General features: G+C 65.4%; 22 protein-coding genes. 11 read left to right on the top strand and 11 right to left on the bottom strand.

Annotated features, from left to right (window positions below; all coding sequences use genetic code 11):
* From HV773_RS35360 to HV773_RS35350, 3 genes are all read left to right on the top strand, one after another.
* On the top strand, positions 1-1,211 hold a 1,211-nt coding region (locus HV773_RS35360), incomplete at its 5' end, for a hypothetical protein (protein ID WP_175198425.1).
* Positions 1,212-1,228: 17 nt separating this feature from the next.
* Positions 1,229-2,806, top strand: a complete 1,578-nt coding sequence (locus HV773_RS35355; RefSeq protein WP_227875309.1) for a sigma-54 dependent transcriptional regulator — start codon at positions 1,229-1,231, stop codon at positions 2,804-2,806.
* A gap of 88 nt (positions 2,807-2,894) precedes the next feature.
* Positions 2,895-3,392, top strand: a complete 498-nt coding sequence (locus HV773_RS35350) for a dihydrofolate reductase (protein ID WP_129562493.1) — start codon at positions 2,895-2,897, stop codon at positions 3,390-3,392.
* A gap of 77 nt (positions 3,393-3,469) precedes the next feature.
* On the opposite strand, the gene pmbA is transcribed toward HV773_RS35350, so the two are convergent.
* Positions 3,470-4,840, bottom strand: coding sequence for a metalloprotease PmbA (pmbA, locus tag HV773_RS35345; RefSeq protein WP_129562494.1), 1,371 nt, complete (start codon positions 4,838-4,840; stop codon positions 3,470-3,472).
* A 211-nt stretch (positions 4,841-5,051) separates the two neighbouring features.
* Between pmbA and yjgA the strand changes: the two genes are divergently transcribed.
* Both yjgA and mog read left to right on the top strand, forming a co-directional pair.
* The gene (gene yjgA, locus HV773_RS35340; protein ID WP_129562495.1) at positions 5,052-5,660 is read left to right on the top strand and encodes a ribosome biogenesis factor YjgA; all 609 of its coding nucleotides are present in this window, start codon (positions 5,052-5,054) and stop codon (positions 5,658-5,660) included.
* Positions 5,647-6,282, top strand: coding sequence for a molybdopterin adenylyltransferase (gene mog, locus HV773_RS35335; RefSeq protein ID WP_129562496.1), 636 nt, complete (start codon positions 5,647-5,649; stop codon positions 6,280-6,282). Before yjgA ends, mog begins: the two co-directional genes overlap by 14 nt.
* A gap of 52 nt (positions 6,283-6,334) precedes the next feature.
* Here mog and orn read toward each other — a convergent pair whose 3' ends face one another.
* Positions 6,335-7,000, bottom strand: coding sequence for an oligoribonuclease (gene orn / locus HV773_RS35330; protein ID WP_129562497.1), 666 nt, complete (start codon positions 6,998-7,000; stop codon positions 6,335-6,337).
* Positions 7,001-7,145: 145 nt separating this feature from the next.
* Here orn and HV773_RS35325 point away from each other — a divergent pair, with 145 nt between their 5' ends.
* The 3 genes from HV773_RS35325 to HV773_RS35315 are packed head-to-tail and all read left to right on the top strand — an operon-like array spanning position 7,146 to position 9,719.
* On the top strand, positions 7,146-8,429 hold the full coding sequence (locus HV773_RS35325) for a M48 family metallopeptidase (protein ID WP_129562498.1): 1,284 nt from the start codon (positions 7,146-7,148) through the stop codon (positions 8,427-8,429).
* A complete protein-coding gene (rsgA, locus tag HV773_RS35320) occupies positions 8,426-9,370 on the top strand; it encodes a ribosome small subunit-dependent GTPase A (protein WP_129562499.1) in 945 nt (314 codons plus the stop codon). The genes HV773_RS35325 and rsgA overlap by 4 nt, the downstream gene beginning before the upstream one ends.
* Before the next feature lie 25 nt (positions 9,371-9,395).
* Positions 9,396-9,719, top strand: a complete 324-nt coding sequence (locus HV773_RS35315; RefSeq protein WP_129562500.1) for a putative signal transducing protein — start codon at positions 9,396-9,398, stop codon at positions 9,717-9,719.
* A gap of 91 nt (positions 9,720-9,810) precedes the next feature.
* On the opposite strand, the gene HV773_RS35310 is transcribed toward HV773_RS35315, so the two are convergent.
* From HV773_RS35310 to rpsP, 6 genes are all read right to left on the bottom strand, one after another.
* Complete coding sequence (locus tag HV773_RS35310; protein ID WP_129562501.1) at positions 9,811-10,749, bottom strand: CobD/CbiB family protein; 939 nt, start codon at positions 10,747-10,749, stop codon at positions 9,811-9,813.
* Positions 10,750-10,941: 192 nt separating this feature from the next.
* Positions 10,942-11,628, bottom strand: a complete 687-nt coding sequence (locus HV773_RS35305; RefSeq protein ID WP_129562502.1) for a CoA pyrophosphatase — start codon at positions 11,626-11,628, stop codon at positions 10,942-10,944.
* Positions 11,629-11,713: 85 nt separating this feature from the next.
* Positions 11,714-12,109 (bottom strand): 50S ribosomal protein L19, encoded by a 396-nt coding sequence (gene rplS, locus HV773_RS35300; RefSeq protein ID WP_129562503.1) that lies wholly within the window; start codon positions 12,107-12,109, stop codon positions 11,714-11,716.
* 150 nt (positions 12,110-12,259) lie between these two features.
* Positions 12,260-13,027: a tRNA (guanosine(37)-N1)-methyltransferase TrmD gene (trmD, locus tag HV773_RS35295; protein ID WP_129562504.1), complete on the bottom strand. Its 768-nt coding sequence runs from the start codon at positions 13,025-13,027 to the stop codon at positions 12,260-12,262.
* 34 nt (positions 13,028-13,061) lie between these two features.
* Positions 13,062-13,781, bottom strand: a complete 720-nt coding sequence (gene rimM / locus HV773_RS35290; RefSeq protein ID WP_129562505.1) for a ribosome maturation factor RimM — start codon at positions 13,779-13,781, stop codon at positions 13,062-13,064.
* A gap of 76 nt (positions 13,782-13,857) precedes the next feature.
* Positions 13,858-14,121, bottom strand: a complete 264-nt coding sequence (gene rpsP, locus HV773_RS35285; RefSeq protein ID WP_129562506.1) for a 30S ribosomal protein S16 — start codon at positions 14,119-14,121, stop codon at positions 13,858-13,860.
* A gap of 377 nt (positions 14,122-14,498) precedes the next feature.
* Here rpsP and HV773_RS35280 point away from each other — a divergent pair, with 377 nt between their 5' ends.
* A complete protein-coding gene (locus HV773_RS35280; protein ID WP_129562507.1) occupies positions 14,499-15,638 on the top strand; it encodes a PQQ-dependent sugar dehydrogenase in 1,140 nt (379 codons plus the stop codon).
* 183 nt (positions 15,639-15,821) lie between these two features.
* Positions 15,822-16,292: an NINE protein gene (locus tag HV773_RS35275; protein WP_129562508.1), complete on the top strand. Its 471-nt coding sequence runs from the start codon at positions 15,822-15,824 to the stop codon at positions 16,290-16,292.
* Between the two features lie 19 nt (positions 16,293-16,311).
* Here the strand turns inward: HV773_RS35275 and HV773_RS35270 are convergent, their stop codons facing one another.
* Together HV773_RS35270 and HV773_RS35265 are read right to left on the bottom strand one after the other, a co-directional pair.
* Positions 16,312-17,457 (bottom strand): PA0069 family radical SAM protein, encoded by a 1,146-nt coding sequence (locus tag HV773_RS35270; RefSeq protein ID WP_129563373.1) that lies wholly within the window; start codon positions 17,455-17,457, stop codon positions 16,312-16,314.
* A 111-nt stretch (positions 17,458-17,568) separates the two neighbouring features.
* Complete coding sequence (locus tag HV773_RS35265) at positions 17,569-18,057, bottom strand: Lrp/AsnC ligand binding domain-containing protein (RefSeq protein ID WP_028215922.1); 489 nt, start codon at positions 18,055-18,057, stop codon at positions 17,569-17,571.
* Positions 18,058-18,237: 180 nt separating this feature from the next.
* Between HV773_RS35265 and HV773_RS35260 the strand changes: the two genes are divergently transcribed.
* Positions 18,238-19,524 (top strand): D-amino acid dehydrogenase, encoded by a 1,287-nt coding sequence (locus tag HV773_RS35260; protein WP_129562509.1) that lies wholly within the window; start codon positions 18,238-18,240, stop codon positions 19,522-19,524.
* 79 nt (positions 19,525-19,603) lie between these two features.
* On the opposite strand, the gene HV773_RS35255 is transcribed toward HV773_RS35260, so the two are convergent.
* Positions 19,604-20,380: electron transfer flavoprotein subunit alpha/FixB family protein (locus tag HV773_RS35255; protein ID WP_175198424.1), on the bottom strand; the 777-nt coding region annotated here is incomplete at its 5' end.

The following is a 20,380-nucleotide window of genomic DNA, read 5'->3' as shown; positions in this document are numbered from 1 at the left end:
CCGTGCCGCTGCCGCCGCTCGCGCAAGCGTTGCCCGGCGCGACCGCGCCTGGCTCCCTCACCGGCACCGCCACGGGTGTGCCGGTGAACCCGCCCTCGCCCGACGCCGGCCCGACCACGGGCGCGACGGGCTCGTCTGCCGCGAGCGGGCCACAGCAAGGCGCGCCCGTCGGCGTCAACCCAGGGGCCAACGGGGAGGCCAACGCGGGCACGAGCCCGACCGTGGGCGAGACCCAAAAGAACGCCGCACCCACCCGCACCGAGGCCGAGCAAGCCGTCGTGCAACGCGAACACGCGCCGCTCTTCGACCACAAGCTCACGCTGGACTGGGGCATCAGCGACACCTATTACGACCGGCGCCAGTTACAGCTCTCGGGCTTCCTCGCGCTCGATGCGATCTTCCTCGGCAACATCAATCTGGGCCAGACGAAGTCGCACCAGGTGATGGCCGATCTCGACACGCGGTACGGCCTCACCGACCGCATGAGCATCGACGTCGACGTCCCGTACATTTACCGCCACAGCAGCTTCATCGTGGGCGGCGCGGGCGGCGCGGCGAACACGCTCTCCGATGCGTCCGTGAGCTCGAACGCGATCGGCGACGTGAACTTCGGGATCTACTACCAGTTCCTGAAGGAGACCAACAACCTGCCCGACGTGGTCGGCAGCCTGCGCGTGAAGACCGACACCGGCACCTCGCCGTTCGGCATCAAGGTGGTGCAGCTCACGCCCGACAACACCAACCTCGTCGCGCCCAGCAAACTGCCCACGGGCACGGGCTTCTGGAACGTCACGGCGGGCGTCTCGGTGCTGAAGACCTATGACCCGGTCGTGCTGTTCGGCAGCCTCTCGTACACGTACAACATCTCGCGCTCGTTCTCCGACATCTCGTCGGTGGTCGGGCAGACGCAGCCGGCCGAGGTGAAGCTCGGCGACATCATCCAGTTCGGGGGCGGCGTCGCGCTCGCCTTCTCCGACAAGGACTCGGCCAGCATCTCCTACACCATGGCCATCGAGCCGCAGTCGAAGACCAAGGCGCCCGGCGGCAGCTGGGTCGGCGTGCCAGGCAGCGAAACCACGGCGTCGGTGCTCAACTTCGGCCTGAATCACGTGGTCAACAAGCACCTGACGATCAACGGCGTGGTGTCGGTCGGCCTCACGCCCGATGCGCCGAACTTCGTCGTCGGCGTGCGGTTCCCCTACACCTTCTGATGAAGACGAGGCCGATCGTGCGCGAATCTTCCCATCTGGGCGCTACCGTGACACCTCTAGCCGGGGCGGGCCAGCGGCTCGCCATGGCCAGCGCGCCGCCGCGCCCCGCCGCAACGGCAGCCGGGCAACGCGGGCTCGACGCCGCCGCACGTACACCTGAATGTGCGCCCGAGTGCCGCCCCAACGGCGGCCCGCTTGCCGATATCGACCGCATGCTGCTCTACGTCGCGCGCGTACCAGACACGCAGCTCGGCGCCTATCTGAAGAGCCGTGGCTGGGAAGTCGCGACAGCGAGAACCGCGCCCGAAGCCACGCGTCTCGTGAAGACGGAGCCGACCTGCGCGGGCATCGTCGACCTGACCAGCTTCGCCCCGCGAGACCTGACCGCACTCGAGGCGGTGCTGCGGCTGCAACAGATCGGCTGGATCGCGCTCACCGACGCCAAGCGTCTCACCGACCCCGAAGTGCGCCGCCTGATCCGCCACTACTGCTTCGACTACGTGAATCTGCCGGTCGCGCCGGCGACGCTCGACTACCTCGTGAGCCACGCGTTCGGCATGGTCACGCTGTGCGATCTCGACAATGCACAAGCGTCGGCCGCCAGCGCGGACGAAGACGAAATGGTGGGCACCTGCGAAGCGATGCAGCAGCTCTTTCGCACCATCCGCAAGGTGGCTAATACTGACGCAACGGTGTTCATATCGGGCGAATCGGGCACCGGCAAGGAGCTCACCGCACTCGCGATCCACGAGCGTTCGGCGCGGCGCAAGGCGCCGTTCGTGCCGATCAATTGCGGCGCAATCCCGCATCATCTTCTGCAATCCGAACTATTCGGCTACGAGCGCGGCGCGTTCACGGGCGCGAATCAGCGCAAGATCGGGCGCGTGGAAGCGGCCAACGGCGGCACGCTCTTTCTCGACGAAATCGGCGACCTGCCGATGGAAAGCCAGGCAAGCCTGCTGCGCTTTCTCCAGGAAGGCAAGATCGAGCGCCTGGGCGGTCACGAGCAGATTCCCGTGGACGTGCGCATCATTTCGGCTACCCACGTCGATCTCGAAGCGGCGATGCGCGACTCCCGCTTCAGGGCCGACCTGTTTCACCGCCTGTGCGTGCTGCGCGTGGACGAGCCGCCGCTGCGCGCGCGCGGCAAGGACATCGAAATTCTCGCGCACCATGTGCTGCACAAGTTCAAGCAGGACAGCGCGCGCAGGATCCGCGGCTTCACGCCCGACGCCATCGAAGCGATGTACAACTACAACTGGCCCGGCAATGTGCGCGAACTCATCAACCGCGTACGGCGCGCAATTGTGATGGCGGAAAGCAAGCTGATCTCGGCCGGAGACCTCGATCTCGACCAGTTCACCGCGCAGCAGACGGTGACGCTCGCCGAGGCGCGCGAGTCCGCGGAAAGACGCGCGATCGAAGCGGCGCTGCTGCGCCATCGCCATCGTTTGACCGAAGCGGCCGCCGACCTCGGCATCTCGCGCGTGACGCTCTACCGGCTCATGGGCACGCACGGCCTGCGCGACGAGAAAACCATTTTCGACGGCGAGGCGGAGAACCAGCCGGACTTGCCGGTCGAACCTCAGGCTTGACGCTGAAGGGGTGGGCGGCGGCGGCGATGAGGCCGTCGGGTAGAATCAGTGCAAACGGCTTTTCCATTCCAACGCACTGACTTACTCGATGACGACGCTCACCCTGATCGTCGCTCGCGCCCGCAACGGCGTGATCGGCCGCGACAACGAGCTGCCCTGGCGGCTGCCCGAGGACCTTGCCTTCTTCAAGCGCACCACGATGGGCGCGCCCATCGTGATGGGCCGCAAGACGCATGAATCGATCGGCCGCGCCCTGCCCGGCCGCCGCAACATCGTCGTCACGCGCGACGCCACCAAGCGCTTTCCGGGCTGCGACACGGTCACGAGCCTCCAAGCCGCGCTCGCGCTCGCGGCCGAGGATCAGGCGCCCGAAGCGTTCCTGATCGGCGGCGCGCAGCTTTACGCCGAGGGCATCGCGCTCGCGCACAAGCTGATCGTCACGGAGATCGCCACCGACTTCGAGGGCGACGCCACCTTCCCCGCGCCCGATCCCGCGCATTGGCGCGAAACGGCGCGCGAAACGCTGCACGCGAATGCGCCCAACAACTTTGACTTCGCGTTCGTCACTTACGAGCGGCGCGACTGAAAATCAGGCGCGCAAAAACACGAACGGCACGCCTTGGCGTGCCGTTCTGCATTGCAGCGGGCGAATGCGCCGCGCGCTTACTGCCCCGCCACCGTCATGCGCTCGATCAGCACCGAGCCGGTCTGACGGGTGCCGCGCGCAAGCGTATCGGCGCCCACCGCGACGATGTGGCGGAACATCTCCTGCATCGTCGACGCCACCGTGATCTCCTCGACCGGATACTGGATCTTGCCGTTCTCGACCCAGAAACCCGAAGCACCGCGCGAATAGTCGCCCGTCACGAAGTTCACGCCCTGCCCCATCAACTCGGTGAGCAGGAGGCCCGTGCCAAGCTTCTTGAGCATGGCCTCGAAGTCGTCCTCGGGGTTCGTGAGCGAACTTTCCAGCCGCAGGTTGTGCGAGCCGCCCGCATTGCCGGTCGTGTGCATGCCGAGCTTGCGCGCCGAATACGACGACAGGAAATAGCCCTGCACCACGCCATCCTTCACGACTTCGCGCCGTTGCGTGCGCACGCCTTCCTCGTCGAACGGCGCACTGCCCGCGGCGCGCGCGACGTGCGGGTCCTCGACAACCTGGATATGCGGCGCGAACACCGGCTTGCCGAGGCTGTCGACGAGAAACGAGGTCTTGCGATAAAGCGCGCCGCCGCTCGTGGCCTGCACGAACGCGCCGAGCAGGCCCGCCGCGATCGGCGCCTCGAACAGCACCGGCACCTTGCGCGTGTCGAGACCGCGCGCGTTCAGGCGCGACAACGCGCGCTCGGCGGCATAGCGGCCGACCGCCTCAGGCGAAGCCAGCTCGCTCGCGCTGCGCCGCGAGGTGTACCAGTCGTCGCGCTGCATGCTGCGGCCCGTGCCCGCGATGGGCGCGCACGCGATGTAGTGGCGCGAATAGGGGTAGCCGTGCATGAAGCCGCCCGAGGTGGCGAGCACGAACTGCGAATGCTGTGCCGAAACGCTCGCGCCTTCGGAATTGGTCACGCGGCGGTCGGTGGCGAACGCGGCATCCTCGGCGCGGCGCGCGATCTCGACAGCCTCGTCGGCCGTGAGGCTCCACGGGTGGTAGAGATCGAGGTCGCGCGGCGCGGTTTCCAGCAGGTCAGCTTCAGCGAGGCCCGCGCAATCGTCGTCCGCGGTGAAGCGCGCAATGTTGTACGCGGCCGCCACGGTGTCCTTGAGCGCCTGCGCGGAAAAGTCCGAAGTACTCGCATTGCCGCGCTTGTTGCCGATGTAGACGGTCACGCCGACCGACTTGTCGCGGTTGTGCTCGATGGTCTCGACTTCGCCACGCCGCACGGAAACCGACAGGCCATCGCCTTCGGAGATTTCCGTCGCGGCGTCGCTCGCGCCGAGCGCCTTCGCGTGACGGAGAATATCCGACGCGATCTCCTTGAGTTCGTCCTGGGTGTGCGGGAAAAATCGTTGCCGGGCTTCGATGTCTGCAGCCATTGTCGTTACGGTCCGGTTTCGGGCCGGAGCGGCCCGCTTGTCGTGTGTCGGGTGTGTCGGATCATGCGCCTTGCCGAGTCTTTGCGGAAAGTTTGCGAAAAGGCGCGTTTCGCGATCATAGCAAGGTATGCGAACGCGTACCGCAGCCGCATGGCCTGCGCCTGCCCGACATGCGCCGATCCGACAGCGCGCGCACGCTACAATACGCGTCATGAAACGCAAAACCCGCATTCAACCCATGAACGACGTTGCCGCCGAAGTGGACGACAACGGCTACGATCGCCCGAGCAAGTCGCAGCTCAAGCGCGAGATGACCGCGCTCCAGGAGCTGGGCACGGCGCTCGTCGAGCTCCCCAAGGACGCGCTCAAGCGCATGCCCATGACGGAAGACCTCGCCGACGCCGTCCACGAGGCGCGCCGCATCACCGACCACGAAGGCAAGCGCCGCCAGCTCCAGTACGTGGGGCGCATGATGCGCGGCCTGCGCGAGGACGAAGTCGCCGCGCTGCGCACCGCGTTTGACGAGTACCGCGGCGTGAACAAGGCCGCCACGGCGCGCCTGCACTGGATCGAGCGCACGCGCGAGAAGCTGCTCGCGAACGACGACGCCCTCACCGAATTCATCCGCCAGCACCCTGCCGCCGACCCGCAGGAAGGCCGCACGCTGATTCGCAACGCGCGCCGCGAGCAGGAGCAAAGCCGCCCGCCGAAGTATTTCCGCGAGTTGTTCCAGTGGATCAAGGACGTGAGCGGCCAGGGCGCGGACGATGCCGATGAGCACGCGAGCGATGAAGAGGACCGTGAAGATGACGAAGCCTGAGCGCAGCCATCCTGATGAACTGGTGATCGGCCTCGTGTCGGTCAGCGACCGCGCGACCAGCGGCGTCTACGAGGACAAAGGCATTCCGGCGCTGATGGAATGGCTCGGCCACGCGCTGAAGTCGCCGTGGCGCGCCGAAACGCGCCTGATCCACGACGACGCGGCCACCATTTCGGCCACGCTCACGGCGCTGGTGGACGGTCTCGGCTGCGACCTCGTGCTAACCACGGGCGGTACCGGCCCCGCGCGCCGCGACGTCACGCCCGAGGCGACGCTCGCGGTCGCCACGAAGGAAATGCCCGGCTTCGGCGAGCAAATGCGCCAGATCAGCCTGAATTTCGTGCCCACGGCGATTCTTTCGCGCCAGGTGGCCGTGATTCGCGAAACGGGCAACGGCGCCGACGACCACGCGGCGCTCATCATCAACCTGCCGGGCCAGCCGAAATCGATCAAGGAAACGCTGGAAGGCCTGCGCGACGAGCAAGGCGCGACCAAGGTGCCGGGCATCTTCGCGGCGGTGCCGTACTGCATCGATTTGATTGGCGGGCCGTATATCGAAACCGATCCGAACGTCGTCGCGGCGTTCCGGCCCAAGAGCGCGCAGCGAGCGCCGCGCGCGTAACCTGCCTGCTTGCTGCCTGGGTATGGCGCCCGCGTCCGCGGGCGCCTCTGCCTTATTTCGCCACCCCGTTCGCCACCCCGTTCGCCGCCCCGCCCGCCGGCGCCTCGGCGCCCGCCGTACCCGTCGACGGAATCAGGAAATGCTCGCGGTAGTACTTGAGCTCGTCGATGGACTCGTGGATGTCGGCCAGCGCCGTATGCATCGCGCGCTTCTGGAAGCCCTTGTAGATCGCCGGCTGCCAGCGGCGGCACAACTCCTTGAGCGTGCTCACGTCGAGATTGCGGTAGTGGAAAAAGCGCTCGAGCGTGGGCATCCAGCGCGCCATGAAGCGGCGGTCCTGGCAGATCGAGTTGCCGCACATCGGCGACTTGCCCGGCGGCACGTACCGCGAGAGAAACGCGAGAATCTGCTCGGTTGCGCTTTCCTCGGTCACGGTGGACGCACGCACGCGCTCGGTCAGACCCGAGCGACCGTGCGTGTTGCGGTTCCATTCGTCCATGCGGTCGAGCACGGCTTCGGGCTGATGGATCGCCAGCACGGGGCCCTCGACGATCTTGTCGAGCGTGGAGTTGGTCACCACCACGGCGATTTCGATGATCCGGTCGTTGTCGGGATCGAGCCCCGTCATCTCCATGTCGAGCCAGATCAAGTTCATGTCGGTCCGCGCCATCGCCGGAGTCGCCTGGTCCGCCGGGTCGGCAGAAGTGATATCAGTCATGAGAGGCAGCCTGAAACGGTTGAGAAGCGGCGCGGACGCGCCACAGAGGCACGGCCCGCACGCCGGAAGCAAGCCCCGTGCGGGGATGCCATGTCCGGGCCGCTGAGAACATATAATTCTCGCATAGATACTGCGGACTCCCCGGATGTCGACCTCATCAACTGCGTTGTCCCCCGCGCTGACGTTCAGCGTGATTTTCGTGATCGCCGTGCTGGCCATGGTCGCGACCAAGCTCTGGCTCGCCTCGCGCCAGGTCCGCTTCGTGGCCGCGCATCGCGGCGCGGTGCCCGCCCAGTTCGCGGCCACCATCCCGCTCGCCGCGCACCAGCGCGCCGCCGACTACACCGTCGCGCGCACGCGCCTCGGCATGATCGAAATCGTGCTCTCCGCCGTCGTTTTGATCGCGCTCACGCTGCTGGGCGGCGTGCAGGCGATCGACCTCGGCATTTCGGACCTGATCGGGCGCGACTACGTCGGCCAGATCGCGCTAGTCGCCGCCGTGCTCGCGGTGAGCGGCATCGTCGAATTGCCGCTCGACTACTACCGCCAGTTCGTGATCGAGGAACGCTTCGGCTTTAACCGCATGACGCGAGCCATTTTCTTCGCCGACCGCATCAAGGGCCTGCTGATCGGCGCGCTGTTCGGCATTCCGTTGCTCTTCGTGGTGCTGTGGCTCATGAAGCAGGCCGGCAGCCTCTGGTGGCTCTGGACCTGGGTGGTCTGGGTCGCGTTCCAGATGCTGGTGCTGGTGCTCTACCCCAGCTTCATCGCGCCGCTCTTCAACAAGTTCGAGCCGCTGCGCGACGAGGCGCTGCGTTCGCGCATCGAAGCGCTCATGCAGCGCTGCGGCTTCGCCGCCAAGGGCCTCTTCGTGATGGACGGCAGCCGCCGCTCCGCGCACGGCAACGCCTATTTCACGGGCTTCGGCGCGGCCAAGCGCATCGTTTTCTTCGATACCCTGCTCGCGCGCCTCTCGGGCAGCGAGATCGAGGCCGTGCTCGCGCACGAGCTCGGCCATTTCAAGCGCCGCCATGTCATCAAGCGCATGGTGGTAACGTTCGCGATCAGCCTCGTGCTGCTTTTCGTGCTCGGCTGGCTGACCCAGCGCGTGTGGTTCTACGAAGGCCTCGGCGTGCGGCCGTCGCTGCTCGGCGGCAACGACGGGCTCGCGCTCGTGCTGTTCTTCCTCGCTGTGCCGGTATTCCTGTTCTTCGTCACGCCGTTCAGCAGCCTGAGTTCGCGCAAGCACGAGTTCGAGGCCGACGCCTTCGCCGCCACGCAGACCGACGCGCAAAACCTCGTGAACGCGCTCGTGAAGCTCTATGAGGACAACGCGTCGACGCTCACGCCGGACCCGCTTTACACCGCGTTCTACTACTCGCATCCGCCGGCTTCGCAGCGGATCGACCGACTGCTCTCGCACGCATGAACCGGCGCGCGACGAAAGCCGCCGGCAGCGCACAGGCAGGCACGGGGGCGACGCTGCACGGCGTCGTGATCGCGGCGCACGGACGCCATTACCTGGTCGCGCCCGATGGTGGAGGCGCGGCGCTGCAGTGCTTCCCGCGCGGCAAGAAGAGCGAGGTCGCGGTGGGCGACCGCGTCGAGTATCAGTCGACTTCGGCAGACCAGGGCGTGATTGTCGCGATCGGCGAGCGGCGCAACCTGCTCTATCGTTCGGACCAGTTCAAGTCGAAGCTTTTCGCGGCCAACCTCGACCAGTTGCTGATCGTGCTCGCCACCGAGCCGCATTTCAGCGAGGACCTGCTCGGCCGCGCGCTCGTGTCCGCCGAGGCCAACGATCTGAAGCCGATCATCCTGCTCAACAAGATCGATCTGGAAGCCGCGCTGCCGCTCGCGCGCCAGCGGCTCGAGCGCTATCGCGCACTGGGCTATGCGGTGCTGGAAGTGTCGGAGAAAAAGCACCCCGAGGAGGCGCGCTCGATTCTCACCGAACATCTGCACGGCCATCAGACGATCCTGCTCGGTCAATCGGGCATGGGCAAGTCGACGCTCGTGAACCTGCTGATCCCCGACGCCGAGGCCGCCACGCGTGAGATTTCCACGGCGCTCAACAGCGGCCGCCACACCACGACGTTCACGCGCCTCTACCGGCTTCCCGAAGGCGGCGCGCTGATCGACTCGCCGGGTTTCCAGGAGTTCGGGCTCTACCACCTCACCGAAGGCACGCTGGAGCGCGCCTTCCCCGAGTTCCGCCCGCTGCTCGCGCATTGCCGCTTCTACAACTGCCATCATCTGCACGAGCCGGGCTGTGCGGTACTCGAAGCGGTGGAAGACGGCCGCGTCGCGCCGGAGCGCCACGCGCTCTATGCGCAGCTTGTGCACGAGATCAGCCAGATCGTGCGCTGAGGCGTCAAGCACCTTCCCCGCCTCCATGCTCAAGCTCGCGCGCGCGCCAAATGTGCTTATCGCCCAGCACTGGATGAATATCCTCGCGGCTGCCGGCGTGCCGTGCGAGTTGCACAACCGCTATCTGAGCGGCGCGATGGGCGAGATTCCCGCCGATCAGTGCGCACCGGAAATCTGGCTCACCGACGAACGCGACGAAACCCTTGCGCGCAAGCTGATTGCCGATGCCACAAACGGCCCGCCGCCCGGCGCGCCGTCGTGGCGCTGCCCGCAGTGCGGCGAGACGCTGGAAGCGCAATTCACGGTGTGCTGGCAATGCGGTCACGAGCGCGATCCGCGCGACGAATGAAACCGCTCTAGCGCACGTAGAAACAAAAACGGCTCGCTGATCGCGAGCCGTTATACCTTCTGCGCCAGACGCCAGGAGCGGCCAAGATCGCTCAGATCCAGACGGCAATGGTCAGCATGAGCAGCAGGATCATCCACAGGATCACCGCGCGCCACACAAGGCCCACAGCCGATTGCAGCGTGCGCGGCGTGCAGTCGTCGCCCACCGTGTACGCATCACCCTCGCCAGGCTGAGCCAGTGCGTCAACGCTCGACTGCTCGGCGAGCGGCCCCGAGAGACGCGCACCCAGCGCGCCGCTGCCGGTCGCGAGCAGCACGCCTTCGTTGGTGTCGGGCCACTGGTTCGTGTGATTGCGCCACGAGTAGATCGCGTCCTCGAAATTGCCGACGATCGAAAAGCCCAGCGACGTCAGCCGCGCCGGCACCCAATCGATCACGAAGAACACGTGCTGGGCGAAATCCGAGAAGGCCTCGGTACGGTCGTCGGCGGGACGCGACCATGCACGCGCCAGATATTCGGAGATGCGGTACAGCACCGCGCCCGCCGGCCCGATCGGCACGAGAAACCAGAAGAACACGCCGAACACGTGGCGATGCGAGGCCACCACGGCGTGAATGAGGGTATGGCGCACGATCTCGCTCACGGGCATGTCCACGGCGTCGATACCGGTCCATTCGGTGAGAATCTCGCGCGCACGCGGCACGTCGTCGTTGTTCAGTGCGAGATGAATGTCGGTGAAATAGTGGCTGAATTGCCGGAAGCCCAGCGTGAAGTACACCACCACCACGTTCCAGAGAAACGCCAGCACGAAGCTGATGCGATAGAGCACGTAGTAGATCAGCGCGGTGGCCACCGTCCATGGCACCACGACCACGAGCCAGGCAATCAGGCCGTGCTTTTTCTTGCCCGCGTCGAAGCCGTGCGCGGCCCAGTCCGCATTGAGGCGCAGGAGCGCCGTCACCGGATTATTGGGCGAAAGCGCCCGCACCTGTTCGATGACGAGAGCCAGCAATACGGAGAAGAAAGTCATGCCACGCGCCGTGCAAGTGGGATTGCAAAAGGGGTTTTCAGAAATTGTTGCAACGATATCACAGGGCCAGATGTGCCTGAGCAAGTGGCTGCAAAGACACAACAGCGGCACGCGGTCGACCAGGATTTTGCGGCGTGAAATCGCGCGGCGCGCCACGGTGCAGCGCCTGCCGCACCGCCAAAACGCGCTGCGTCACGCGAGCAGGAAACGATAAAAGTTGCGCAGCATGCCCGCGGTCGCGCCCCAAATGAAATGCATGCCACTCACGCCTGCATGCGTTTGCGGATACGGCATGGCGAAGAAGCGGCGCTCGCCCCCCTCCCATCGAAACACGCGCACCTGGTGATGCGCAGGGTTCATCAGAAAGTCGAGAGGCACTTCGAAGATGCTCGCCACTTCAAGCGAATCGGCCATTACCGTGAACGGCTCGTGCACGAGGCCCACCACGGGTATCACCTTGAAACCCGTGCCCGTGAGGTAATCGGGCAACGCGCCCAGCACCTCGACGCGCGCGGGATCGAGATTCACTTCCTCGTGCGCCTCGCGCAGCGCGGCGGCGGTTGGCGTGGCGTCGGCGGGTTCGCGGCTGCCGCCAGGAAAGCTTACCTGGCCGGCGTGGTTGCTGAGGTTGTCGGCCCGCTGCGTGAGCAGCACGGTGAGACCGCCCGGCCGCATCACGATCGGCACGAGCACAGCGGCCTCGCGCGGGTCGCGAATCTCGGTCACGCGCGCGTCCTGTGGCTCCGGGTCCCAAGGCAAGCGCTGCTCGAAGCGCGCGCGCAGGCCGTCGGGCGTGAGGCGGCCGGCGGCGACATGAGGAAGGTCGATGCCCGTCGATTCGATCGGCAGGCCTTCGGGTTCAAATACTGGTCGGATCAACGGCTGACTCTGAATTCAGGCACATCTGCGTATTCTGCGGCCAAAAACAAAAAAGCACCCCGAGGGGTGCTTTTTCTTACAGCTTTTACGCCTGCTCGACCGGAGCAGCTGCGCGGTCTTTCGACACCAGCTTTTCCTTGATACGAGCCTTCTTGCCCGACAGGTTGCGCAGGTAGTACAGCTTCGCGCGACGCACGTCGCCGCGACGCTTCACCACGATGCTTGCCAGCAGCGGCGAGTACGTCTGGAACGTACGCTCGACGCCTTCGCCCGACGAGATCTTGCGCACGATGAACGACGAGTTCAGACCGCGGTTACGCTTTGCGATCACGACGCCTTCGTATGCCTGAACGCGCTTGCGGGTACCTTCAACCACGTTCACGTTGACGATCACCGTATCGCCGGGAGCGAATTCGGGGATGGTCTTCTCGCCCAGCACGCGCTGGATTTCTTCCTGCTCGAGTTTTTCAATCAGATTCATCACTGACTCCGTAAGCCATCTTGTCGGCGTTCGTACCTGTGCAGGATTGCCTGCAACCACGGCCCCGATAGAGGATGGATTCACAACTGGCGCCGTTCACGCATGAAACAGCACCGCCTTTGACGCCCCGCGCCGCGCCCGCCCGAAGCCTTACGCTTCGTTCGTGCCCTTCGCGAGACTGGCGAGCCATGCCTCGTCGGCACGGCTCAACGTCTTGTTCTTCCTGGCCCGCGCGATCAGATCGGGCCGCTTTTGCCACGTGTTGCGCAACGCTTCGCGGCGGCGCCATTGCTCGATTTCCGCGTGATGGCCGCCGAGCAACACATCGGGCACACGCACGCCGTCGTATTCCTCGGGCCGCGTGTAATGCGGGCAGTCGAGCAGACCGTCCACGAAACTGTCCTGCACCGCCGATTGCGCGTCGTTGAGCACACCCGGCAGGAGCCGCACCACGGCATCCATCAGCGCCATCGCCGGCAATTCGCCGCCCGACAGCACGAAGTCGCCGAGACTGACCTCTTCGTCCACGCAACGGTCGACCAGACGCTGGTCGATCGCCTCGTAGCGGCCGCACAGCAGCACGAAACCGGGCTCCTGCGCGAACTGCACGACGCGCTCGTGCGTGAGCGGCTTGCCTTGCGGCGACATCAGCAGCACGCGCGGACTCGCGACGCCCTGCTCCGCCTGCGCGGCCTTCGCCGCGCCGATCGCCGCTTCCAGCGGCTTGGCCAGCATAACCATGCCGGGGCCGCCGCCGTAAGGCCGATCGTCGATGGTGCGGTAGTTGTCGGTCGTGAAATCACGCGGATTCCACGTACGCAACGTATAACGCTGCTGCTTCGCCGCCCGGCTGGTGATACCCCAGTCGGTGAGCGCGCCGAACATCTCAGGAAAGAGCGTCACGACATCAAACTGCATCGCTCTCTCCGTTCAGCGAATCAGCACAGCAGGTTCAGTAATCGGCTTCCCAGTCGACGACGATGCGCTTCGCCGCCAGGTCCACCGTCTTGACAAACACGCCGACGAACGGGATCAGCCGCTCGCCGGTGATGGGCTTGCCATTCTTGTCTGTCGAGGGGTACTCGACGCGCAACACCGACTGCGCGCCGTTGTCGATCAGGTCGGCGACCTTGCCGAGTTCGACGCCCGCCTCGTTGGCGACATCGAGACCCATCAGGTCGACCCAGTAATACTCGTCGGCTTCGGTCGCGGGGAAATCCGCGCGGCTCACGTAGATGCGCGCACCGCGCAACCGCAACGCGGCGTCGCGATCGGCGACACCGGCCAGTTGCCCGACCACGCTGTCGCCGTGCACCTTGGCGCTCACGCGCACCGCGGAATGACGCTCCGGGTGCTCGCGGCCCTTCAGGAGCCACCAGCGCTTCGCTGCGATGAGCGCCTTGCCGCCCTGCGCATGCGGGGCGATCTTCAGCCCGCCCTTCAGCCCATAGGCGTCGAGCACGGCGCCCACTTCGACTGCATCGGCTGGCCAGCTCGCCGGCGTTTCGGCGTGCAGGCCTTCAGCCGCGTCGCGCGCTTCAGACGCACCGTCGCGCGCCTGCCGGCGCTCCACGGGCTTGCGCACAAACGCGCCGAACGACGGCGCCTTGCGTGCTACTTCGCCCGCTGCGGCAGCGCCCTTGTCCGCTTCTACATCGTCATGCACGGGCATGGGCAAACCTCGCAGCCAGCTTGAACTCGCACACGCGGCTCACGCTGCGCGCACGGGTGTAAAACATAAACAAGACTTAAGCAGCCGGTTGAGCGGCAGCAGTCTTTTGCGCTTCCTTCACGAGACGCTCGACGGCCGGCGACATTTGCGCGCCGTTTTCCTTCCAGTACGTCACGCGATCTTGCGCGATACGGAGGGTTTCACCCTTGGTGGCGACCGGGTTGTAGAAGCCCACGCGCTCGATGAAACGGCCGTCGCGACGGTTGCGCGAATCGGTTGCGACGATGTTGTAGAACGGGCGCTTCTTCGAGCCGCCGCGTGCCAGACGGATGATGACCATTGCTAGAATCCTTGAAAACCGGGGGTTCGGGACTACTGAAACGTTCGATTATAGCCCGAAACCAATGGCATAACAAACACTTAACGGGAATCCGGGCAGAAACCGCGTGGAAACGGCGTGACAATCATGAGGAAACGGCGATGAACGGTGATCGATCGGCGTCTGACACACATCACGGACAGCGCTTCGCACAAGCGTCGGAGCGGCAGCGGGCGGGGATTTGCGCGAGAGCGGCGCGCGCGAACACTTCGCTAGTTTCGTTCATTGCGGACCTCGCGCGCTTGTGGCGGCGCGACAACGCGCAATCGCCGGAACGCACCATTGATCAGGCGCCGCATCGACATGGCGTCGGCCATCGTCTATCGCCTGCGCCACTCATGCACCCAGCGCCTCGCATTTTACATCCATGCCAGGCACGGTTCGCGCTCGTCGCCATCCTGGTGCTGGGCGCACCGCTCGCGCGGGCCGCGCTGCCCATCGAGCGCATCCGTCTGCCGGCCGGCTTCCACATCGAAGTGCTCGCCGACGACATCCCCGGCGCTCGAGAAATGACGCTCTCGCCTACCGGCACGCTTTACGTGGGCAGCATGGAAGGCCGCGTCCATGCGCTCGAACTGCGCGACGCCAGCGTCATCAAGCATCACGTGGTTGCCTCCGGGCTCACGATGCCAGTGGGCGTCGCCTGGCACGACGGCGCGCTCTATATTTCGGCGGTCTCGAAGATCGTGAGGCTGGACGCCATCGACACGCACCTCGACGCTCCACCCAAACCCGCCATCGTCACCGACGCGCTGCCCGCCGAGCGCCATCACGGCTGGAAGTTCATCGCCTTCGGTCCGGACGGCAAGCTCTATGTCCCACAAGGCGCGCCCTGCAACGTCTGCTTGCCCGCCAGCGATCCGCAACGCGACCACTACGCGATGATCGGCAGGATGAACCCGGACGGCACGCACTACGAGACGATCGCGCGCGGCGTGCGCAATACGGTGGGCTTCGCGTGGCACCCGCGAACGCACGAATTGTGGTTCACCGACAATGGCCGCGACATGATGGGCGACGACATCCCCGACGACAAGCTCAACCGGCTTGCGCGCGTAGGCCTCGATTTCGGCTTTCCGTATTGCCACGGCGGCAACGTGGCCGATCCGGAATTCGGCGCCGGCCATCCGTGCAGCGGCTTCACGCCGCCCGTCATGGGGCTGGGCGCGCATGTCGCGGCCCTCGGCATGCGTTTCTATACAGGGACGATGTTCCCGGCCGGGTATCGCGACAGCATCTTCATTGCCGAGCACGGTTCGTGGAATCGCAGCAGCAAGGTCGGCTATCGCGTGGTGCGCGTGACGGCCAACGCCGACGGCACGAACGCGCATCAGGAGGTATTCGCACAAGGATGGCTCAATCCCGATGAAACCGTGTGGGGCCGCCCCGCCGACGTGCTGCCGCTGCCCGACGGTTCGCTGCTCATCAGCGACGACTATGCAGGCGCGATTTATCGCGTGACCTACGCGAAACCCTAATTGTCGTGCACGCACCGCAACGCACTCGCCCCATCCCGCCCGCCTTCAGCCATTTCCCGGCATAAGCGGCAACATCTGCTTGCGCGGGCGGGCGCCACGTACAATGGCCGGCGGCCCACGTCCGCGCCGTTGTTGCACACGCATTTGTTGCAGCTAACACGCAGTCACCCAATCCGTCTGCCCATGTCCAATCAAAAGAATCCCGCACGCTTTCGCTCCAAGACACTCACTGCCGCCCTCGCCTTCCTGTTCGGCAGCCTCGGCGCGCACCGCTTTTATCTCTATGGAATGCGCGACGTGTGGGGCTGGGCGCATATCGCCGGCACGCTGCTCGGCATTCCCGGCGTGCTCCTGCTCGTGGCGACCCAGCGCGGGTCCATACCGGGTTGGGCGCTCGCCGTGATCGGCGCCGTGTCCGTGCTCTCGGCGTTTCTTGCCGCCATCGTCTACGGGCTGCGCCCGGACGCCAAGTGGGATGGGCAGTTCAATGCAGCCTTCGCGGGCAGCCGCGCGAGCCGCTCGGGCTGGACCGTGATCTTCGTGGTGATCTTCTCGCTGCTGATCGGCGCGTTCTTGCTGATGACCGGTCTGGCACTGACCTTCCAGACGTACTTCGAATCGCAGGTCGAAGCGGCCAAGGCCATTTCTCAATAGCGACAGCCGCAGTACCGCGCTAGAACAGATCGAGCTGCGGGTTCTCGCGCACCGTCTTCGTGCGCATGAACGCCGACATGTCCAAAATGCCGTAACGCCGCTCGTTCAACCCTAGCCGCTTCACGGCCTTGTGAAAGCGCTGCTTGAGCAGGTCGGCCCACAGCCCGGTGCCCTTCATGCGCTGCGAGAACGCCGAGTCGTAATCCTTGCCGCCGCGCATGTCGCGCACGCGGCTCATCACCCGCGCCGCACGTTGCGGGAAATGCGCTTCGAGCCAGCCCTCGAAGAGCGGCGCCACTTCCCACGGTAGGCGCAGCACGATATAGCTCGCGCAGGTCGCGCCCGCCTCGGCACAGGCTTCTAGCACGCGCTCCATGTCCGGCTCGGTAACGAACGGAATCACGGGCGCGATGCTCACCCCCACCGGAATACCCGCCTGCGCAAGCGTGCGGATAGTACGCAGCCGCCGCGCCGGCGTGGCCGCGCGCGGCTCCAGCGTGCGCGCAAGATCGGCGTCGAGCGTGGTGATCGTGATCGCCGCCATGAATTGCTGGCGCTGCGCCATCGGCGCGAGCAGATCGAGATCGCGCTCGATCAGCGACGACTTCGTGATGGCCGCGAACGGATGCTGCCGCTCGCTCAGCACCTCGATCACGCGGCGCGTGATGCGCAGATCGCGCTCGACAGGCTGCCAGGCATCGGTGTTCACGCCCAGCGCGATGGGCTCCGGCTCGTAAGCGGGCTTCGCGATTTCGCGCGCGAGCAACTCGGGCGCGTTGATCTTCGCGTAAATGCGGCTCTCGAAGTCGAGCCCCGGCGAGAGTCCCAGATAGCTGTGCGTGGGCCGCGCAAAGCAGTAAATGCAGCCGTGCTCGCAGCCGCGATAGGGATTGAGCGAGACATTGAACGGAATATCGGGCGACTGGTTGCGCGTGAGGATGCTCTTCGCGCGTTCCTCGAAGACCTCGGTGCGCAATAGGGGCGTTTCTTCGGCGACAAGACCGCCTGAGCCCTCGTCCGGCTGCGCGTGCTGCCAGCCGTCGTCGAAGACTTCGCGCTGATCGACCTCATAGCGCCCCTGCAGATTCGTGACGGCCCCGCGCCCCTTGCGCGGCGCAGGCGGCGCGACGGGGTACCAGGTCTCGGCGGGATGGTCAGGGTCCAGTTCTTTCACGGCACAAAGCAGCAAGGCGTCTCGATACTGTATAAATATACAGTATCGAGACGCCTTGTCGAGCGGTAAAAACGGGGCGCCTTCGAGCGCGCCCTCGCGCGGCTACTCGCCCACCGCGATCGTCAACGTCTCCTTGATTTCCTCCATCACCACATAGCTCTTCGACTGCACCGCACCCGGCAGTTGCAGCAGGATGTCGCCGAGCAGCTTGCGGTAGTCGGCCATTTCACCAATACGCGCCTTGATCAGGTAATCGAAGTCGCCCGAAACCAGATGGCATTCGAGCACTTCGGGAATCTTCTTCACCTCGCGGCGGAACTGGTCGAACATGTTGCCGCTCTTGTGGTCGAGCGTGATCTCCACGAACACCAGCAGCGCCGCGCCCAGCACGTTCGGATTCACGCGCGCGTAGTAGCCCGTGATGACACCGTCGCGCTCCATGCGCTTGACCCGCTCGATGCACGGTGTGACGGAGAGCCCGACCTGCTCGGCGAGGTCCTTCATGGCCATGCGGCCATCCTCCTGGAGCAGCTTAAGGATCCGGTGATCAAGCCGGTCCAGCGCGCGGACCGGCTGACGCTGCGTTCTCATGCTTTTTTCCTGAAAATTCGACAAATACGATAACAAAATCTAGTCGTTGAACAATAGCATAGTCGATATCACTGGCTACTCCCGGTTTTTCATGCCTTAGGCGCTGGACACCCCCGAGACGGGTGCGGCAAGCCTCCCGGCAGCGCGACGTAGCCTCAACAAATCTATATGGAGCAGACTATGCGAGTCGTCGTGTTGGGCAGTGGTGTTGTCGGGGTCGCCAGCGCCTGGTATCTTGCCCGCGCAGGTCACGAGGTGACGGTGATCGACCGCGAGTCCGGTCCCGCACTCGAAACCAGCTTTGCGAACGCCGGCCAAATCTCGCCCGGCTACGCCGCGCCGTGGGCCGCGCCGGGCGTGCCGCTCAAGGCGATCAAGTGGATGTTCGAGAAGCACGCTCCGCTCGCCATCCGCCTCGACGGCACGAAGTTCCAGTTGCAGTGGATGTGGCAAATGCTGCAGAACTGCACGCCCGAGCGCTACGCGCTCAACAAGGGCCGCATGGTGCGCCTCGCCGAATACAGCCGCGATTGCCTGCAAGCGCTGCGCGCCGACACCGGCATCCAGTACGAAGGCCGCACGGGCGGCACGCTGCAAGTGTTCCGCACGCAGCAGCAATTCGACGGCGCGGCGAAGGACATCGCCGTGCTGAAGGAAGCGAACGTTCCGTACGAGTTGCTCACCGCCGCCGAACTCGGCCGCGCCGAGCCCGCGCTCGCAGCGGTCTCGCACAAGCTCACCGGTGGCCTGCGCCTGCCTGGCGACGAAACCGGCGACTGCCAGCTCTTCACCACGCGCCTCGCCAAAATGGCCGAGGAACTGGGCGTCAAGTTCCGCTACAACACGCCGATCGACGGCCTCGCCGTGCAAGGCGAGCGCATCGCGGGCGTACAGTGCGGCGGCGAACTCGTACGCGCCGACTCGTTCGTGGTCGCGCTCGGCTCGTTCTCCACGAAGATGCTGGCCGGCCTCGTGAAGATCCCGGTCTACCCGCTCAAGGGCTACTCGATCACGGCGCCTATCGTGAACGCGGGCGCGGCGCCCGTCTCCACCGTGCTCGACGAAACCTACAAGATTGCGATCACGCGTTTCGACGACCGCATCCGCGTGGGCGGCATGGCCGAGATCGTGGGCTACGACAAGACGCTCAAGCAGGCGCGCCGCGAGACGCTCGAAATGTGCGTGAACGACCTGTTCCCGGGTGGCGGCGACACCTCGCAGGCCACCTTCTGGACCGGCTTGCGCCCGATGACGCCGGACGGCACGCCGGTGGTGGGCCGCACGCCGTTCTCGAACCTGTTCCTGAACACGGGGCACGGCACGCTCGGCTGGACCATGTCGTGCGGCTCGGGCCAGTTGCTCGCCGATCTCATCTCGGGCAAGCAGCCCGCGATCCGGGCCGACGATCTCTCGGTCTATCGCTATCTCGGGGAAACGGGCGGCGCGCATCGCCCGGCATACGCGTAATAAAAAAGCCCAGGCGCAATGCTTGGGCTTTTTTTAGCAATCGAAGGGGCGCTCGAAGCGCCCCTTTTTGTTTCAGCGCTTAGCCGAGCTCTTTAACGAGTTCCGGCACGAGCGTGAACAGATCGCCCACGAGGCCGTAATCGGCCACGCTGAAGATCGGCGCTTCTTCGTCCTTGTTGATCGCCACGATCACCTTCGAGTCCTTCATGCCGGCCAAGTGCTGGATCGCACCCGAGATGCCCACCGCGACGTACAGCTGCGGCGCGACGATCTTGCCGGTCTGGCCCACCTGGTAATCGTTGGGCACATAGCCCGCGTCCACTGCCGCGCGCGATGCGCCGAGCGCCGCGTTGAGCTTGTCGGCGAGCGGCTCCAGAACCTTCGTGTAGTTCTCGCCGCTGCCCAGACCGCGGCCACCCGAGACGATGATCTTCGCGCTCGTGAGTTCCGGACGGTCCAGCTTCGTGACTTCGCGGCCGACGAACTGCGAGAGGCCGCTGTCTGCCGCCGCTTCGATCTTCTCCACCGCTGCGCTGCCGCCTTCGGCTGCAACGGCATCAAAGCCGGTCGTGCGAACCGTGATGACCTTGATCGGATCAACCGATTGCACGATGGCAATCGCGTTGCCGGCGTAGATCGGACGCTCGAACGTGTCCGGCGAATCCACGGCCGTGATGTCCGAGATCTGCGCGACGTCCAGCTTCGCGGCGATGCGCGGCGTGACGTTCTTGCCCGCTGCCGTTGCCGGCGCGAGGATGTGCGTGTAGTTCTTCGCGATGCTCAGGACCGTCGCTTCGACGTTCTCAGCAAGACCCACTTCGAGTTGCGGCGCGTCGGCCAGCAGCACCTTCGCCAC

The sequence above is a fragment of the Paraburkholderia caffeinitolerans genome (assembly GCF_902859945.1).
GTDB lineage: Bacteria > Pseudomonadota > Gammaproteobacteria > Burkholderiales > Burkholderiaceae > Paraburkholderia > Paraburkholderia caffeinitolerans.
Note: the sequence above shows the minus strand (reverse complement) of the source record. Positions and strands in the feature narration are given on the sequence as shown.

What these genes read in the sequence shown, in the direction of transcription:
- HV773_RS35310 (WP_129562501.1), bottom strand. Translation starts at nt 10,749, where the DNA reads ATGACTTTCTTCTCCGTATTGCTGGCTCTCGTCATCGAACAGGTGCGG.
- HV773_RS35260 (WP_129562509.1), top strand. Translation starts at nt 18,238, where the DNA reads ATGCGAGTCGTCGTGTTGGGCAGTGGTGTTGTCGGGGTCGCCAGCGCC.
- rimM (WP_129562505.1), bottom strand. Translation starts at nt 13,781, where the DNA reads ATGCCCGTGCATGACGATGTAGAAGCGGACAAGGGCGCTGCCGCAGCG.
- HV773_RS35265 (WP_028215922.1), bottom strand. Translation starts at nt 18,057, where the DNA reads ATGAGAACGCAGCGTCAGCCGGTCCGCGCGCTGGACCGGCTTGATCAC.
- HV773_RS35280 (WP_129562507.1), top strand. Translation starts at nt 14,499, where the DNA reads ATGCACCCAGCGCCTCGCATTTTACATCCATGCCAGGCACGGTTCGCG.
- HV773_RS35325 (WP_129562498.1), top strand. Translation starts at nt 7,146, where the DNA reads ATGTCGACCTCATCAACTGCGTTGTCCCCCGCGCTGACGTTCAGCGTG.
- HV773_RS35275 (WP_129562508.1), top strand. Translation starts at nt 15,822, where the DNA reads ATGTCCAATCAAAAGAATCCCGCACGCTTTCGCTCCAAGACACTCACT.
- rplS (WP_129562503.1), bottom strand. Translation starts at nt 12,109, where the DNA reads ATGAATCTGATTGAAAAACTCGAGCAGGAAGAAATCCAGCGCGTGCTG.
- rpsP (WP_129562506.1), bottom strand. Translation starts at nt 14,121, where the DNA reads ATGGTCATCATCCGTCTGGCACGCGGCGGCTCGAAGAAGCGCCCGTTC.
- trmD (WP_129562504.1), bottom strand. Translation starts at nt 13,027, where the DNA reads ATGCAGTTTGATGTCGTGACGCTCTTTCCTGAGATGTTCGGCGCGCTC.
- rsgA (WP_129562499.1), top strand. Translation starts at nt 8,426, where the DNA reads ATGAACCGGCGCGCGACGAAAGCCGCCGGCAGCGCACAGGCAGGCACG.
- HV773_RS35315 (WP_129562500.1), top strand. Translation starts at nt 9,396, where the DNA reads ATGCTCAAGCTCGCGCGCGCGCCAAATGTGCTTATCGCCCAGCACTGG.
- yjgA (WP_129562495.1), top strand. Translation starts at nt 5,052, where the DNA reads ATGAAACGCAAAACCCGCATTCAACCCATGAACGACGTTGCCGCCGAA.
- HV773_RS35350 (WP_129562493.1), top strand. Translation starts at nt 2,895, where the DNA reads ATGACGACGCTCACCCTGATCGTCGCTCGCGCCCGCAACGGCGTGATC.
- mog (WP_129562496.1), top strand. Translation starts at nt 5,647, where the DNA reads ATGACGAAGCCTGAGCGCAGCCATCCTGATGAACTGGTGATCGGCCTC.
- orn (WP_129562497.1), bottom strand. Translation starts at nt 7,000, where the DNA reads ATGACTGATATCACTTCTGCCGACCCGGCGGACCAGGCGACTCCGGCG.
- pmbA (WP_129562494.1), bottom strand. Translation starts at nt 4,840, where the DNA reads ATGGCTGCAGACATCGAAGCCCGGCAACGATTTTTCCCGCACACCCAG.